Origin of the sequence: Pararhodobacter sp. CCB-MM2 (assembly GCF_001691415.1) — a bacterium.
Classification (GTDB): Bacteria; Pseudomonadota; Alphaproteobacteria; order Rhodobacterales; family Rhodobacteraceae; genus Pararhodobacter.
In genome coordinates this window covers 215,122-231,450 of the sequence record NZ_LRRR01000005.1, presented here as the reverse complement: position 1 = coordinate 231,450, position 16,329 = coordinate 215,122, and the positions used below count along the sequence as shown (strand labels likewise).

Below are 16,329 nucleotides of genomic sequence, written 5' to 3'. Positions count from 1 at the left end.
GTAACGGCGTCACACCGTATACCGCCCTACCCCCTTCGTCGGCCGCGGCGAGTGTGGATAAGAGGCCGGGGTGGGACATGCCGTTCCTGTCGCAAATGGCCGAGGCGCTGGGCGGGCAGGGGTTCCGCGTCGCGCGGTTCGAATTCGACTACATGGCCGCACGGCGGATCGGGGGCTCGAAACGGCCGCCCCCCCGCATGCCGGTGCTGGAACAGGAATACCGCGCGGCCGTTGAGGCGTTGGCCTGTGAGGGGCCGTTGATCCTTGCGGGCAAGTCGATGGGCGGGCGTGTGGCCAGTCTGATCGCCGGCGAGCTGTGGTCGGCGGGGCAGATCGCGGGGCTTGTGTGCCTCGGCTATCCATTTCATCCGCAGAAGAAGCCCGAAAGCCTGCGCGTGGCGCATCTCTCGGATCTGCCGGTGCCGACGTTGATCTGTCAGGGCACGCGCGATCCCTTCGGGACACAGGATGAGGTCGCGGGCTATGCCCTGTCCCCGAACATCCGCCTGCATTGGCTGACGGATGGCGACCATGATTTCACCCCGCGCAAACGGGTGATCGCGGCCAGCCAAGCCGACCATATCGCGGGGGCCGCGCGGGCGGTTGGGGAGTGGTGGCAAGGGCTGTCGGCCTAAGCCGGCGGCTGTTCCAGCTCGATCAAGTTGCCCTCAGGGTCGCGCAGGTAGATCAGCCGGGTCGGCGCGGACGGGTCGCCGAACGCGGTGACCTCACCCTGCCGCGTGCCACCGTGCGACAGGATCCGGGCGATCGCCGTGTCCAGATCCGGGACGGTAAAGGCAAGATGCCCAAGGCCCGGTTCATTGACCAGCGGCCGGCCACGCGGGGCGGGGGGATCAAGCGCGAGGATCTCCAGAAACGGTACCTCCATTCCCGGAAAGTCCAGCCAGATCGAGGTGATGCGGCAGCCGGGCAGGCCATTGCCGCGTCCGACTTCGGGCCCCTCCAGCACGCGTTTCGGGCGGCGGGGAAGGCAGTCCAGCGCGGCGATGTAGAAGCCCGCGAGCCTGTCGGCGTCGCGGGCGGTCAGGCTGATGTGGCTTAGGCGCAAACCGGGCTCAGAGCGGCGTTTGCTGGTGCGACAGAAGCTTCCACGCGCCGGCCTGCCGGGCATAGGTCGACGAGCACAGCGCCACATAGGGCCGCTCCTTGCCGCGCTGGCCGATGGCCTTGTAGGCCAGCACCATGGTGTCGCCGGCGCGGGCTTCGGACTGGTCCTCGAAATCGACGGAATCCCAGCGCGGGGCGTCTTGCAGGCTTTCAGCGATGGCCTCGGCCTTGAGCATGCCGGTCGGGGCCGGGAAGACCATCACCGCATCCGACGCCAGCTGCGAGGGGTACCGTTCGGTTCCTTCAAGCCAGAAGCGCGTTTCGGCATTCCAGAAGGAGGGGGTCATTCGGGCTCTCCGGGAGTGAGGGGCGTATCGGGGTGAGCATCCGGGGCCGGAACGGCCCCGCACACGGTTTCCCAATAGGCCCCAGCCGGGCCCCAAAGCTCAACCCCCCGATGGGACCGCCGCCGACACAAGAGCGTGGCGAAGGCGTGATCGGGGTTGCTGCGAGGATAGAAAGTTAAGCTTTGTCAGAATCTTGTTGGTCGATCTTGCCCTTGGCGGATTGCTGCCGACCGGCCCCTTAGGCCGGTTCAGTGGTAGTCGGGCACGCCCGGCATGGTGTGGAAGCCGGGCAACCGGCGGACCCGCCGCGCCCAGAGCGCCAGCGCCGGGAAGGCATCATGGTCCAGCCCGTAGTCGCGCGTCAGGGCAAAGGCGGGGAACAGCATGAGATCGGCCAGCGTCGCCTCGGGGCCGGCGAGGAAGCCTTCGCCGCGCAGCCCTTGCAGGGCCATGTGGTCGTCGAACAGGCGCAGCGCGCGGCGGGCGTCGCGGCGCAGTTGCGTCAGGGTGCCGGGGGCATTCATCATCGCGCAGGCGCGCGCTTGGGCGCAGGGGGCCAGCGTTGCGGCGGCGAGGCTCATCCAGTCCAGCATCCGCGCGCCGGTCAGCGCATCCTGCGGCATCAGCGGGTGGTCAGGCGCGTAGGATTCGGCGAGGTACAGCAGGATCGACAGCGTCTGCGTCAGGGTCAGTGCGCCGTCGGTCAGGACGGGCAGGCGGCCCTGCGGGTTCAGCGCCAGCATTGCGGGGGAAAGCTGCTCCTGTCCCGGATGCACATCGACCGAGCGCAGGGCCAGCTCGATCCCGAGGCAGCCGGCGGCGAGACGGATCCCATAGCAATCGGCGTCCAGCGCGTAATCGTAGAGGAGGGGCTGGCTCATGCGGTTTCTCCTTGCTGGGGCGTACCGGGGACGGCGGCGGCGTGATGCGTGGCGGCCTCGACCTGATCGCGCAGGCGGGTGGCGGCGCGCGCAAGGGCGATGCGGGCAGGGGTGCTGTCCTCGTCCTCGGGGTCGAGGCGGCGGGTCAGGTGCAGGGCGGTGCGCTGAGGGCCGAGTTCGTGCAGGCCGATGGCCAGACGGCCCCATTCGGTGTCCAGCATGGCCAAGGGACCGTCAAGGCTGAGGCCCGTCGCGCCGAAGGCCGTGGGCAGGGCGGCGAGAACGGCGTTGATCGGGGCCTCGATCTGGACGCTACGCACGGGATCGGCGGCGGGCAGGTCGGGGGCCTCGCCGTGCTCGCCAAGGCCGGCCCACAGAAGGCCACCGGATTCGGCGATGCCATAGGTCGTGGCGCAGATGGTCTTGGGCACCTCCAACTTGGGATGCGCCGGGATCGACCGGCATTGGCCGTCCGCGCCGTATTCCCAGCCGTGATACAGGCAGGCGATATGGTCGCCGCGCACGAAGCCGAAGGACAGTTTCATGCCGCGATGCGGGCAGCGGTCTTCCCAGGCATGGGGCGCGCCCGAGGCATCGCGCCAAAGCACGATGTCCTGACCTTGCAGGACGGCGCCGGTGGAACTGCCGGGCGTCACCGAGGCCGCCAGCGAAAGCGGGAACCAGCCGTTGATACTCATGTTGCTTGCCCTTCTGCTGGGGCCCCGTCCGGGGTTTCGTTCGTTTCGCGCCAGATCTCGGTGACCAGCGAATCGCGCGGCCCGAGGCTGAGGGCCATCTCGAAAGCGTCGATCAGGTCGCCGGGCCCGGTCAGGCCCACGCGAAGGCATTGCTCGGTGTTCTCAAGGATCTCAAGCCCCAGCGCCAGCCGCTTTGCCCGGTGGCGGGCAAAGTCGTCCATGCTGGCGGGTTTCAGCTCTCCGCTGAAGCCGAGGATCGCGCGTTCGCTCATCAAAGTCGCATGTCTTGCTGCAGTGCAACGTGACTGTCCGACGCGAGCGCGGGGGCGTCAAGGGCGGCGCGGCGTCAGCGGTGACGCGGGGCGCGCGGTCTCGACAAGGGCGGCGCGATGGCCGATCATCGCGGCACAGGTTGGATAGGGGATCGTCATGGCCGAGAAAGCCGCCTTGGATCAATGGTATTGCATCGACAACCTCGATGACATTCCGCTGGGCGGCAGCCGCAACCGGCTGCTGGGTGTGGACCTGTCCGTGGGCCGCTCGGGCGACACGATCAGTGTCTCGGCCGAGGGGCGGAGCCTGCCGACCCGGGTACGTTACGGCTATCTCTGGACGACGTTGGGCGAGCCCGCCGCCGAAGGCGCACCGCCGATCCCCGAGGCCGATGAGCCCGACCGCCGCTATGTCCCCTGCGGCGCGATCACGGTGAAGGCCTCGGGCCTGAGGATCGTCGAGAACTTCCTCGATATGGCGCATTTTCCCTTCGTGCATACGGATATCCTCGGCTCCGAGCCGCATACCGAAGTCGAGCAATACAATTGCGAGATCCGCCGCGATGTGGACGAGGTCTGGGCGACCAATTGCACCTTCGTGCAGCCCAAGGCCGCGCTGTCGGCGGGCGGTGCGATCAAGACGGATTACATCTACCGTATCACCACGCCCTTCTCGGTGCTGCTGTACAAGACCTGCCCGAATTCGGACACGCGCTGGGACGTGATCTGCCTCTTCGTGCAGCCGCTGGACCCCGACCGGTGCCGCGCGCATCCGGTGATGTTCCTCTTGGATGATACCTCGAAGCAGGAGGATCTGATCGCCTTCCAGCAGGTGATCTTCCTGCAGGACCGCATCATTCTGGAGAACCAGCGACCGGTGCTGCTGCCGTTTGAGCCGCGGGCCGAAATCCCGACGCGCGCCGATGCCTCCTCGGTCGCCTATCGGCGCTGGCTGAAGGAGAAGGGGCTGACCTACGGCACCTCGCAGGGGGAACCAGCGCTGGGTGCGGCATGAGCCTGCGCGGCCGGGCTGTGCTGGCGCGGGGCTTCCACGCGCCCGAGGCGCCGTTGGAGGAATTCCGCGACGCGGTGATCGAGGTGGACGACGCGGGCGTGATCGCTTCGGTCCGTCATCCGGGGTCTGATCTGTATTCCGTGCCCTCGGATGTGCTGCGCCTGCCTGAGGGCACGCTGCTGCTGCCGGGCTTCGTCGACCTCCATGTTCACGCGCCGCAATATCCGCAGCTGGGCACGGCGCTCGATGAGCCCTTGGAGGTCTGGCTGCAGCGCTACACCTTCCCGCTGGAGGCGCGCTATGCCGATCTGGCCTTTGCCGAGCGAGTGTATCGGCGGCTAGTGAAGGATCTGCTGGCCTCGGGCACGACGACCGCGCTGTACTTTGGCACGGTGCATCTGGAGGCTACGCAGCGGCTGGCCGAGCTGTGCCTCGAACTGGGCCAGCGCGCGTTGGTGGGCAAGGTGGCGATGGATCATCCCGAGAATTGTCCGGATTTCTACCGCGATCCTTCGCCAGAGGCCGCCGTCGCCGGCACCCGCGCGCTGATCGACCATATCCGCGCGCTGCCGGGGAACGAGGGGCTGGTCCAGCCGGTCGTGATGCCGCGCTTCATCCCGGCTTGCAGTGATAAGGCCTTGGAATTGCTGGGCGCCTTGGCAGAGGAGACGGGCTGCCGGGTGCATACTCATGTGTCCGAGAGCGATTGGGAGCATGGTTATGTGCTGGAGCGGCACGGCAGGACGGATGCCGAGAGCCTCGCGCATTTCGGCCTGCTGACGCCGCATTCGGTGCTGGCGCATGGGAATTTCCTCTCGGCCTCGGATTTCGCGCTTTTGCAACGGCGGCAGGTCGGCGTCGCGCATTGCCCGCTGTCCAATGCCTATTTCGCGGGCTCGGTCTTCCCGCTGAGGAAGGCTTTGCAGGCGGGTGTGAGTGTGGGGCTGGGCTCGGACATTTCAGGCGGGCCGGCGGGCACGGTCTGGGAGAATGCGCGTCAGGCGGTGACCGCGGCGCGGATGCTTGAGAGCGGGGTTGATCCGTCCCTCGCGCCTGATGCGCGAGGCGGGCAGGGCGGCGCGCGGGTCGATGCGGTGAACGCGTTCCGGCTGGCAACGCGCGGAGGGGCCGAGGCTTTGGGGCTGCCCGTCGGCGCGTTCCGTGAGGGGATGGCGTTCGACGCGATGCTGGTCGACCCCTCGGTTGAGGCCGGAACGCTGCGCGTGTTCGATGAAGATGTCGAGGGCGCGCGGCTTCTGGAGCGGGTGCTCTACGGGACGTCGAAGCCGAATATCACGAGCGTCTGGGTGAACGGCGAGGCGGTGGTGGGGTGAAACCCCACCCTACGGCTTTCCGCGTGAATGGACCCACGTAGTGATCAGGCGGCTCTTGAGTCTTACCCCGGATCGCCCCCCTATCCCGCCGCGTAGGGTGGGGTTTCACCCCACCTTTCGCTCATGCCTTCAGCGCCCGCGCCAACAGGCCGCCCGACTCCTGCAATCGTTCTTCTGCGGCCGCCGCATCCATCCCCAGCGTCAGCATCACCACCGCGCGCTTGATCGTGCCTCCGGTCTCCAGCGCCCTGGCCGCGACCTCACGGCTCTCGCCGGTCAGCTCGGCCACCATCGCCACCGCCCGCGCATGGAGTTTCACATTCGTCGGCCGCATCTCGACCATCCGGCCGCGATAGACATAGCCCAGCCGGATCATCACCCCCGTCGACAGGCAGTTGAGCAGCACCTTCTGCGCCGTCCCGGCCTTCATCCGGGTCGAGCCCGCGATGATCTCGGCCCCCGTCTCGGCCACCAGCGCGATCTCGGCGGCGGTTGCCAGCGCGGCCTCGGGCGCATTGGTGATCGCCAGCGTCAGCGCACCTTGGTTACGCGCGAAGGCGAGGCCCGCCAGCACAAAGGGTGTCCGTCCCGAAGCGGCAACGCCGATCACCACGTCCTCAGGCGCCAATCCCAGCGTGGCCAGCGCCTCGGGCGCTTCGGTCAGGCTGTCTTCGGCCCCCTCGACGGCCTTGATCAACGCGCCCGCACCGCCTGCCATCAGGGCCACGGCGCGCTCATAGGGCCAGTCGAAGGTTGGCGGCAGCTCGGCCGCATCCAGCGCCGCAAGCCGACCCGAGGTCCCAGCTCCGAGGTAGATCAGCCGCCCACCGCGCCCAAGGCGCTCGGCACAGGCGTCGATCGCCTGCGCCAAGGCACCCTTGGCGGCGCCGGCGGCGGCCACGGCGGCGAGCTGCGTTTCCAGCAGGGCCGACGCAAGATCGTCCGAAGACCAATCCTCGATGCCGGCGAAACGGGCAGCGGCTTGTTCGGTGCTGCTCATCGGGCAAGCTCCTTGGCGAGGCGCGCGGCGGTGGCGGGCGCGTCGGGGGTTGGGAAGGTCAGGGCGATGCCGGGTGTTCCCGCTTCCATCGCCGTGCGGATTTCCGGGTGCAACGGCAAGACCCCGCCGATCACCGCCACAGGGGCTTCTCCTGCGCGGGCGACCAACGCGCGGGCCAGACGGGCTAGCTCACCGCCCGCGCGCGCCATCAGTTCCAAGGCCAAGGGGTCGCCCAGATGCGCGGCCTCGGCGACAGGGCGCGCCAGTCGCCCGATGGCGCCGCGATCGCCACCATAGACATGCCGGCGCGTGGCCTCCCAGTCGCTGCCGCCAATGGCGCCGAAGACGGCATCGGCGAGGATCTCGGCACCCTTCGGCGCGCTATCGTCATCGATCAATCGCCAAAGCGCGTCGAGTGCCCTGAGCGCGATCCACGCGCCCGAGCCGCCGTCATCGATGAGCGTCCCGCGCCCGCCGACCAGTGTCACGCCGCCCTCCATCGAGAACCCGACCGAGCCGGTGCCCGCCGCGACCAGATGGCCACCGCCCTCGGGCCAGACAGCCTGCCACGCCAGCACCATGTCGTTGACGATCGTCACGCTCTCTGCGGGCAGGCCCAGCACCGCGCCGGCAAGGGTGCGCAAGGTCGGATCGTCCTCGAACCCTGCGCCGGTCACGCCAAGATAGGCGCCCGCGAAGGGCCCGTCGGCGCGCATCGGTGCGAGAGCGGCCTCGAAGGCCGAACGGGCGGCGGCGTCGAAGACCAGCCCCGTCGCGCCGGCGCTTTCGCCCCGCGAGCCATCACTTGTCGCCCAGCGTGTGCCCGTGCCGCCCATGTCCACGCCGAGAAAGCGCATGAAACACCCCGTGTTATTCGGCCGCGACCCTAGCCTCGGGGCCGGGCAGGGTCAAAGGGGCCGCGTTGGACAGAGGCGGGAATTCGTCTATGCAGACGGCATGGAAAACACCCGACTCAATGCCGAGACCGTGCGCGCCGCTGCGGCCCGCGTCCTGAAGGCCGAGGCCGAGGCCGTGCTGCGCATGGCGGACGAGCTGCCCGTGGATTTCGTGCCCGCCGTCGAGGCGATGCTGGGCTGCCGGGGTCGGGTGGTGCTGTCGGGCATCGGCAAATCCGGCCATATCGCCCGCAAGATCGCGGCGACTCTGGCCTCGACCGGGACGCCCTCGCAGTTCGTCCATCCGGCCGAGGCGAGCCATGGCGATCTGGGCATGGTGACCGAGGCCGATGTCTGCATCCTGATCTCGAATTCCGGCGAGACGGCCGAACTGGGCGATCTGATCAACCACACCCGCCGCTTCTCGATCCCGCTGATCGGTATCTCGCGCAAGCTGGACAGCACGTTGATGCGCGCGGCGGATCTGAAGCTGCTGCTGCCGAACGCGCCCGAGGCCTGCTCGATCGGCATGGCGCCGACGACCTCGACGACGCTGACGTTGGCGCTGGGCGACGCGCTGGCCGTGGCGCTGATGGAGCAGCGCGGCTTCCTGCACGAGAATTTCCGCGTCTTCCATCCGGGCGGCAAGCTGGGCGCGAAGCTGGCCTTGGTGCGCCAGCTGATGCATGAGGCGGACGAGTTGCCGCTGGTGCAGCCGGAGACTTCGATGTCCGAGACCCTCTTGCGCATGAGCGAGAAGGGCTTCGGGCTGGCCTGCATGGTCGATACCGAGGGGCGCCTTGCGGGCGTGATCTCGGACGGCGACTTGCGGCGCCATATCGACGGGCTGATGGCCAAGACGGCGGGCGAGGTGGCAACGCGCAGCCCGGTCACCGTCCCGCCGGAGATGCTGGCTGCGGAATCCCTGAACATCATGAACGACCGCCGCATCACCGCGCTGGTCGTGGTCGATGAGGACCAGAAGCCGATCGGCTTGATCCGCCTGCACGTCCTTCTGAAGGCGGGTCTGGCCTAAGGTCAGAAATGTCAGGCTTTCGCAGCCTATTCGGATAAGCGATTGTGAATCTGCTAGAAATTCCACTTAGTGAATGGCGCAGCCCAGCATCTAGATGCGTGGATCCCGATCCTTGCGGGGCAGGCTGCAAAGTGCCGCGTCCCGTGATACTCAGTCGGCGGAGAACCAGATTAGGGACGTTTGCAATCGTCGGACGAGGTCCGGCTGACCGCGCGCGCCCGTCTGCGCGAACAACCGTTTCGAGGCGCTGCGGGTCGTCTCCAGTGTCCAGCCGAGGGTATCGGCGGCCTCGGCCAATGTCGCGCCGTCACAGATCTGGGCGGCGAGCCGGGCCTCGCTTCGGCTGACGCCGAGAGCTTTGGACACAATCTCTGGAGCGAGTTGTGCGGCCTTCGGCGGTTGACGGACAACACCGCGTATCACGGGTTCCAGTCCGGGGGCGGGAGGGGTGAGGCCGGGGTGAAGCCCAAGCGACAACGTGCCCCCGAGCGACACGGGGAGGGGCGTCTCGCCCCCGAACGCCCTCTCGAACGCGCGGCGCAGCTCGCGGGCGCGTTGGCCGTCGGCGGGCTCAAGCCGGCTACCTTGTGGCAGTTGCAGGCCCGGCTGAGAGGCGATCAATTTGGCGGCCGTCTCAGACAGGGCAACGACCCGAGCATTGCTGTCGAACCACAGCCAGCCAAGGCCGAGGTCGCGGCCGATGCGGCGGTCTTCAGAGGCCTGCGTGCGCTCACGGTTGAGCTGTTGCCAGTTGCGCAGCGCTTGCAGGAGATGCGGTGACAGTCGGGTCAGATGTGCCCCATCAACGGCGCGGAAGTCATTGAACCGATGGGTTATTACCAGGATGCCCTGCACACCGCCGGGGCGGCCCACGCGGATCAGGCGGCATGGCGAAGGGCTGGCGAGTTCATCCTGAGCATAGACCCGGTCGTTGCGCAGGCCGGACAGGATGTCGGGGTCGGGCAGAGAGGCCTCGCCGAAGATCAGCGGGTCCCCGCCGCTGTCGATGCGCAGTGCGGCCGTCTCGGCGCCGGTGAGGGATTTGAGCGCGCTGAGAAAGTCGTCCCAGCCCCCGTCGACCACTGGCGCGGCGGAGAGGCGCAACAGCAGGGCGACGTCTTCAGGCTGTCCCAACATCAGGCGAATTCCGGCGCAAAATCAGATGGCCCCCCATTTGGGGGGTGTTTGATGTGATGCCGATTGTTACCTCAGCCGTCAATGCCAATGACCGGGCCCGATGTGCGGGGCCCAACAAGAAGGATCCGGGAATGTCCGTGAAAACCCTGACCCATTTGCAGCGACTGGAGGCCGAGAGCATCCATATCCTGCGCGAGGTTGCTGCCGAGGCCCAGAAGCCGGTGATGCTGTATTCCGTCGGCAAGGACAGCGCGGTGATGCTGCATCTGGCGAAGAAGGCCTTCTACCCCTCGCCGCCGCCGTTCCCGCTGCTTCACGTTGATACAACGTGGAAATTCCAGGACATGTACAAGCTGCGCGACAAGGCTGCGGCCGATGCGGGCATGGAGTTGTTGGTCTACCAGAACCCGGAAGCCAAGGAGAAGGGCATCAACCCCTTCGACCACGGCAGCCTGCATACCGACATGTGGAAAACCGAGGGGCTGAAGCAGGCGCTTGACCTCTACGGCTTCGATGCCGCCTTCGGTGGCGCCCGCCGCGACGAGGAAAAGAGCCGTGCGAAAGAGCGCGTGTTCTCCTTCCGCTCGGCCAACCATCGCTGGGACCCGAAGAACCAGCGGCCCGAGCTGTGGCGCCTCTACAATGCCCGCAAGGCCAAGGGCGAGTCGATGCGGGTCTTCCCGATCTCGAACTGGACCGAGCTGGACATCTGGCAATATATCCACCTCGAAGGCATTGAAATCGTGCCGCTTTACTTCTCGGCCCCGCGTCCGACCGTGGTCCGCGATGGGCTGGTGCTGATGGTCGATGACCACCGTTTCCCGCTGAAGGACGGCGAGGAGCCGGTGATGCGCTCGATCCGCTTCCGCACGCTGGGTTGCTATCCGCTGACCGGCGCTGTCGAAAGCGAGGCGAAGACGCTGCCCGAGGTCATTCAGGAGATGCTGCTGACCACGACCTCGGAGCGTCAGGGCCGCGCCATCGACCACGATCAGGCCGCCTCGATGGAGAAGAAGAAGCAGGAAGGCTATTTCTGAGCCCTCCGCTTTTCGCACGGAATTTCAACACCCTCTGAGGTGACCTTTCATGACTGACCCGATCTACAAGACCGACGCGCTGATCGCGCAGGATATCGACGCCTATCTGGAAACCCACCAGCACAAGACCATGCTGCGCTTCATCACCTGCGGGTCGGTGGATGACGGCAAGTCGACGCTGATCGGCCGCCTGCTGTACGATTCGAAGATGATCTTCGAAGACCAGTTGGCTGCGCTGGAAGCGGACTCAAAACGCGTCGGCACGCAGGGGCAGGAGATCGACTTCGCGCTCCTCGTCGACGGCCTCGCCGCCGAGCGCGAGCAGGGCATCACCATCGACGTCGCTTACCGCTTCTTCGCCACCGAGAAGCGCAAGTTCATCGTCGCCGACACCCCGGGCCACGAGCAATACACCCGCAACATGGTCACCGGCGCGTCGACCGCCGATCTGGCCGTGATCCTGATCGACGCGCGCAAGGGCGTGCTGACCCAGACGCGGCGCCACAGCTATCTGGTCAACCTCTTGGGCATCAAGAACATCGTGCTGGCGGTGAACAAGATGGACCTTGTGGGCTACGACCAGAAGGTCTTCGACCAGATCGTCGCGGATTACACCACCTTCGCGCAGTCTATCGGCATCGAGCGCTTCACGGCCATGCCGATCTCGGGCTTCAAAGGCGACAACATCACCGCCCCCAGCGCGAACACGCCGTGGTACACCGGTCCCTCGCTGCTGCCCTATCTGGAAGAGGTCGAGGTCGACGCGACCACCGATCAGGAGAAGCCGTTCCGCCTGCCGGTGCAATGGGTGAACCGCCCGAACCTCGACTTCCGCGGCTTTGCCGGGATGATCGCCTCCGGCGCTGTGCGCCCGGGCGACGAGGTACGGGTGCTGCCCTCGGGCAAGACCTCGACGGTTGCGCGGATCGTGGCGCTGGAAGGCGACCGTGACGTGGCGGTAGCGGGCGAGTCCGTGACCATCACGCTGGCCGACGAGATCGACTGCTCGCGCGGGCAGGTGATCGTCGCGGCCAAGGCGCCTCTGGAAGTGGCTGACCAGTTCGAAGCCTCCATCGTCTGGATGGACGAGCATGAGATGGTGCCGGGCCGTGCCTATTGGCTGAAGATCGGCACGCAGACGGTCTCGGCCTCGATTGCGCAGCCGAAATACGAGGTGAACGTCAACACGCAGGAGCATCTGGCGGCGAAGACGCTGGACCTGAACTCCATTGGCGTGGCGAATATCACCACCGACCGCGAGATCCCCTTCGCGCCCTATGCCGAGAGCCGCGATCTGGGTGGCTTCATCCTGATCGACAAGATGACCAACGCCACCGTGGCCGCGGGCATCATCCACTTCTCGCTGCGCCGGGCGTCGAACATCCACTGGCAAGCCACGGATATCACGCGCGAACACCATGCCTCGATGAAGCACCAGAAGCCGGCGGTGGTCTGGCTGACGGGCCTGTCGGGCTCTGGCAAGTCTACGATCGGCAACGCGCTGGAGAAGAAGCTGGCGCGGATGAACCGGCACACCTTCCTGCTTGACGGCGACAACGTGCGCCACGGGCTGAACAAGGATCTGGGCTTCACCGAGGCCGACCGGGTCGAGAACGTGCGCCGTGTGGGCGAGGTGGCGAAACTGATGACCGACGCGGGTCTCATCGTCATCACCGCCTTCATCTCGCCCTTCCGGTCGGAGCGCGACATGGTGCGCGGCATGATGCAGCCGGGTGAGTTCGTCGAGGTCTTCGTGGACACGCCGCTGAGCGTGGCGGAAGAGCGCGACGTGAAAGGGCTTTATGCCAAGGCACGCTCGGGCCAGTTGAAGAACTTCACCGGCATCGACAGCCCCTATGAGGCGCCGGAAAGCCCCGAGATCCGCATCGACACCACGGCCTTGACGGCTGACGAAGCTGCCGATGCGATCATTGCCCGCCTGATCCCGTAATCAGGGCCGGACAACAAGATCTTCGCCGCCGCCGGGTTCTGCTCGGCGGCGGTTTGCGTCTCGGCGAAGACTTGCCTCAATCATGGGCAATTGCCTGCGAAAATGGCCCGATGGCGCGGAATTCCGCGTTTCCCGGTGGCATCAGGCGCTTTGGCCAATAAGGTGGGACAGACTCACGCACCGGCCAAAGGACAGGACCCGGCATGGCAATCTACGCCTCGATCCACCACCTGACGCATTACAAATACGACCGCCCGGTCACGCTGGGGCCGCAGATCATTCGCCTCAGGCCGGCGCCGCATTCGCGCACGCGGGTGATCTCGCATTCGCTGAAGGTCTCGCCGGGCGGGCATTTCGTGAACCACCAGCAGGACCCCTATGGCAACTGGCTGGCGCGTTTCGTCTTCCCCGAGCCGGTGACTGAGTTCAAGATCGAGGTCGATCTGACCGCCGACATGACGGTCTACAACCCCTTTGACTTCTTCGTCGAGGAATCCGCCGAGCATTGGCCCTTCGACTATCCGGAAGAGCTGCGCGAGGATCTGTCGATCTACCGCACGCCCGAGCCCGAAGGCCCGCTGCTGGCGCAGCTGATCGGCAGTCTCGACTATTCCAAGCAGCGGACGGTGGATCTGCTGGTCGGGCTGAACGCGAAGATCTCGGAAATCGTCAATTACACGATCCGCATGGAGCCCGGCGTGCAGACGCCTGAGGAAACGCTGACGGTCAAATCGGGCTCGTGCCGGGACAGCTCGTGGCTGTTGGTGCAGGTGCTGCGGCATCTGGGCTTCGCGGCGCGCTTTGTCTCGGGCTATCTGATCCAGCTGACCCCGGACGTGAAATCTCTGGATGGCCCCTCGGGCACCGACCATGATTTCACCGATCTGCACGCCTGGTGCGAGGTGTTTCTGCCGGGGGCGGGCTGGATAGGGCTCGATCCGACCTCGGGCCTTCTGACCGGCGAGAGCCATATCCCGCTGGCCGCGACCCCGCATTTCCGCAATGCCGCGCCGATCACCGGGGGCTTCACCGCGGCGGGCGAGCTGAAGACGGATTTTGCCTTCGACATGACGGTCACTCGCGTGGCCGAGCATCCGCGGATCACCAAGCCCTTCTCGGACGAGAGTTGGGACCGGCTCAACGCGCTTGGCCGCAAGGTCGATGCGGAGCTGAAGAAGGGCGATGTGCGCCTGACCATGGGCGGCGAGCCGACCTTCGTCTCGGTCGATGATTTCGAGAGTGCCGAGTGGAATACCGCCGCCGTCGGGCCCCAAAAGCGCGGCCTCGCCGACGACCTGATCCGCCGCCTGCGCCAGCGCTTCGCGCCCGGTGGCTTCCTGCATTACGGGCAGGGCAAATGGTATCCCGGCGAGAGCCTGCCGCGCTGGACCTTCTCGCTCTATTGGCGCCATGACGGGCAGCCGGTCTGGAAGAACCCGGACCTCGTCGCGCGCGAGGCGCCGTCGAAGCGGGTGACCTCGGATGATGCCGGGACCTTCATGGCGGCCTTTGCCAAGAACCTCGGGCTCGATGAGGGCTTCGCGCAGCCGGCTTATGAGGACCCGGCCGAGTGGATCTTGAAGGAATCGAACCTTCCGGCCAATGTCACGCCCGAGAATTCCAAGCTGAAAAACCCGGAGGATCGGGCGCGTTACGCGCGGGTCTTCAATCAGGGCCTGACCGAGGCCTCGGGCTATGTCCTGCCGATCCAGCGCTGGTGGCAATCGGCCGACAAGCCCGCGCAATGGCGGTCCGAGCTGTGGAAACCCCGGCGCGGCAAGATCTTCCTTATCCCCGGCGACAGCCCGGTCGGCTTCCGTCTGCCCTTGGGCTCGCTGCCCTATATCCCGCCCGCGCAATATCCCTACAGCTATCCCGCCGACCCGACGGTGCCGGTCGTCCAGCTGCCCGATTTCCACGCCGGGATCGAGGCCCGTCGCCGCGCCGTCGAGGCCGAGAAGGCCCGCATCGCGCAGGAGGAGGCCGAGCAGGCGGCGATGCTGCCGCCGGTGACGCCGGGCCATGCGCAGGGCTCGCGCCCGGGTGCGAAGGAGGCCGAGCGTCAGGCTTATCAGCCGCAGGATCTGCATCTGGGCGAGGGGGTCGATCCCTCGACCGGGGCGGTGCGCACCGCCATCGCGATGGAGCCGCGCGACGGGCGGCTGTGCCTCTTCATGCCGCCCTGCGACACGCTGGAGGAATATCTCGAGCTCATCGCCAATGCCGAGTTGACGGCGGCCGAGCTGAACCTGCCGATCCATATCGAGGGCTATTCCCCGCCGCATGACCCGCGCCTCAATGTGATCCGCGTGGCGCCCGATCCGGGTGTGATCGAAGTCAACATCCATCCCGCGCATAGCTGGGAGGAATGCGTCGCCACGACCGAGGCGATCTACGACGAGGCCCGCAACTCGCGTCTGGGGGCCGACAAGTTCATGATCGACGGGCGGCATACCGGCACCGGCGGCGGCAACCATGTGGTGGTCGGGGGCGCGACGACGCTCGACAGCCCCTTCCTGCGCCGCCCCGATGTGCTGAAATCGCTGATCCTGATCTGGCAGCGGCACCCCTCGCTCAGCTACCTGTTCTCGGGGCTGTTCATCGGCCCGACCTCGCAGGCGCCCCGGATCGACGAGGCGCGGCACGATACGCTTTACGAGCTGGAGATTGCGCTCAATCAGATCGGCGACCCGGTCAATGGCGGGCCGCTGCCGCCCGCATGGCTGGTGGACCGGCTTCTGCGCAACATGCTGACCGATGTCACCGGCAACACCCACCGGGCCGAGATCTGCATCGACAAGCTCTATTCCCCCGATGGCCCGACCGGGCGTCTGGGTCTGGTGGAGTTCCGTGGCTTCGAGATGCCGCCGCATCCGCGCATGAGCCTTGCACAGCAATTGCTGCTGCGAGCGATCATCGCGCGCTGCTGGAACGCGCCGGTGCAGGGCCGCCCGGTCCGCTGGGGCACGGTGCTGCATGACCGTTTCATGCTGCCGCATTACCTGTGGGAGGACCTGCTCAGCCTGCTCGCCGATCTGCGGCTGCATGGCTTCGACATGGACCCCGTCTGGTTCGAGGCGCAGGCCGAGTTCCGTTTCCCCTTCTGCGGCCAGATCGAGGCCGAAGGTGCGCATCTGGAGGTCCGGCAGGCGCTGGAGCCTTGGCATGTGCTGGGCGAAACCGGCGCGATCGGCGGCACGGTGCGCTATACCGACAGCTCGGTCGAGCGCCTTCAGGTCAAGCTGACGACGCTGCATCAGGACCGCTTCCGCGTCATGGTCAACCAGCGGCCGGTGCCCCTGGCGCGGACCGGAACCTCGGGCGTGGCGGTGGGGGGCGTGCGCTACAAGGCTTGGCAGCCGCCCGAATCCCTGCATCCCGTCTTGCCGGTCAACACTCCGCTCATATTCGACATCTATGATGACTGGACGGGGCGCGCGATCGCGGGCTGTACCTACCATGTGGCGCATCCGGGCGGGCGGAACTATGACACCTTCCCGGTCAATGCCTACGAGGCCGAGGCCCGCCGCCTTGCGCGGTTCGAGCCTTATGGGCATACAGCCGGTTCCTACCGCCCCGTGCCGGAAGTGCCGCATCCCGAGTTCCCGCTGACGCTGGATCTGCGGCGCCCGGCCGGTTTGAACTGATCGAAGGCTG

General features: G+C 66.7%; 15 protein-coding genes. 7 read left to right on the top strand and 8 right to left on the bottom strand.

Annotated elements, in window-relative coordinates; all coding sequences use genetic code 11:
- On the top strand, positions 1 to 635 hold a 635-nt coding region (locus BCY78_RS08465; protein WP_369808696.1), incomplete at its 5' end, for an alpha/beta family hydrolase.
- Here the strand turns inward: BCY78_RS08465 and BCY78_RS08460 are convergent.
- From BCY78_RS08460 to BCY78_RS08440, 5 genes are all read right to left on the bottom strand, one after another.
- A complete protein-coding gene (locus BCY78_RS08460; protein WP_068300307.1) occupies positions 632 to 1,069 on the bottom strand; it encodes a VOC family protein in 438 nt (145 codons plus the stop codon). The two genes, BCY78_RS08465 and BCY78_RS08460, sit on opposite strands and share 4 nt — an antisense overlap.
- A 7-nt stretch (positions 1,070 to 1,076) precedes the next feature.
- The gene (locus tag BCY78_RS08455; protein WP_068300305.1) at positions 1,077 to 1,415 is read right to left on the bottom strand and encodes a DUF4440 domain-containing protein; all 339 of its coding nucleotides are present in this window, start codon (positions 1,413 to 1,415) and stop codon (positions 1,077 to 1,079) included.
- A gap of 248 nt (positions 1,416 to 1,663) precedes the next feature.
- Positions 1,664 to 2,296, bottom strand: a complete 633-nt coding sequence (locus BCY78_RS08450; protein ID WP_068300304.1) for a glutathione S-transferase family protein — start codon at positions 2,294 to 2,296, stop codon at positions 1,664 to 1,666.
- A complete protein-coding gene (locus BCY78_RS08445) occupies positions 2,293 to 2,994 on the bottom strand; it encodes a Rieske (2Fe-2S) protein (protein ID WP_068300302.1) in 702 nt (233 codons plus the stop codon). Before BCY78_RS08445 ends, BCY78_RS08450 begins: the two co-directional genes overlap by 4 nt.
- On the bottom strand, positions 2,991 to 3,266 hold the full coding sequence (locus BCY78_RS08440) for a hypothetical protein (RefSeq protein ID WP_083194903.1): 276 nt from the start codon (positions 3,264 to 3,266) through the stop codon (positions 2,991 to 2,993). The genes BCY78_RS08445 and BCY78_RS08440 overlap by 4 nt, the downstream gene beginning before the upstream one ends.
- Before the next feature lie 157 nt (positions 3,267 to 3,423).
- Here BCY78_RS08440 and BCY78_RS08435 point away from each other — a divergent pair, with 157 nt between their 5' ends.
- Both BCY78_RS08435 and guaD read left to right on the top strand, forming a co-directional pair.
- Positions 3,424 to 4,281, top strand: a complete 858-nt coding sequence (locus tag BCY78_RS08435) for an aromatic ring-hydroxylating dioxygenase subunit alpha (RefSeq protein ID WP_068300300.1) — start codon at positions 3,424 to 3,426, stop codon at positions 4,279 to 4,281.
- Positions 4,278 to 5,615, top strand: coding sequence for a guanine deaminase (guaD, locus tag BCY78_RS08430; protein ID WP_068300298.1), 1,338 nt, complete (start codon positions 4,278 to 4,280; stop codon positions 5,613 to 5,615). The genes BCY78_RS08435 and guaD overlap by 4 nt, the downstream gene beginning before the upstream one ends.
- A 121-nt stretch (positions 5,616 to 5,736) precedes the next feature.
- On the opposite strand, the gene BCY78_RS08425 is transcribed toward guaD, so the two are convergent.
- On the bottom strand, positions 5,737 to 6,615 hold the full coding sequence (locus tag BCY78_RS08425) for an N-acetylmuramic acid 6-phosphate etherase (RefSeq protein ID WP_068300296.1): 879 nt from the start codon (positions 6,613 to 6,615) through the stop codon (positions 5,737 to 5,739).
- A complete protein-coding gene (locus tag BCY78_RS08420; RefSeq protein ID WP_068300294.1) occupies positions 6,612 to 7,472 on the bottom strand; it encodes an N-acetylglucosamine kinase in 861 nt (286 codons plus the stop codon). The genes BCY78_RS08425 and BCY78_RS08420 overlap by 4 nt, the downstream gene beginning before the upstream one ends.
- A 100-nt stretch (positions 7,473 to 7,572) precedes the next feature.
- On the opposite strand from BCY78_RS08420, the gene BCY78_RS08415 reads away from it, so the two are divergent.
- Positions 7,573 to 8,547: an SIS domain-containing protein gene (locus tag BCY78_RS08415; protein ID WP_068300292.1), complete on the top strand. Its 975-nt coding sequence runs from the start codon at positions 7,573 to 7,575 to the stop codon at positions 8,545 to 8,547.
- A gap of 150 nt (positions 8,548 to 8,697) precedes the next feature.
- Here the strand turns inward: BCY78_RS08415 and BCY78_RS08410 are convergent, their stop codons facing one another.
- Positions 8,698 to 9,684, bottom strand: a complete 987-nt coding sequence (locus BCY78_RS08410; RefSeq protein ID WP_068300290.1) for a hypothetical protein — start codon at positions 9,682 to 9,684, stop codon at positions 8,698 to 8,700.
- Positions 9,685 to 9,815: 131 nt separating this feature from the next.
- Between BCY78_RS08410 and cysD the strand changes: the two genes are divergently transcribed.
- The 3 genes from cysD to BCY78_RS08395 all read left to right on the top strand — a co-directional run bounded on the left by cysD (position 9,816) and on the right by BCY78_RS08395 (position 16,319).
- Positions 9,816 to 10,721 (top strand): sulfate adenylyltransferase subunit CysD, encoded by a 906-nt coding sequence (gene cysD / locus BCY78_RS08405; RefSeq protein ID WP_068300289.1) that lies wholly within the window; start codon positions 9,816 to 9,818, stop codon positions 10,719 to 10,721.
- 49 nt (positions 10,722 to 10,770) lie between these two features.
- A complete protein-coding gene (gene cysN, locus BCY78_RS08400; protein WP_068300288.1) occupies positions 10,771 to 12,672 on the top strand; it encodes a sulfate adenylyltransferase subunit CysN in 1,902 nt (633 codons plus the stop codon).
- Between the two features lie 203 nt (positions 12,673 to 12,875).
- A complete protein-coding gene (locus tag BCY78_RS08395; protein ID WP_068300287.1) occupies positions 12,876 to 16,319 on the top strand; it encodes a DUF2126 domain-containing protein in 3,444 nt (1,147 codons plus the stop codon).
- Positions 16,320 to 16,329 lie beyond the last annotated feature (10 nt).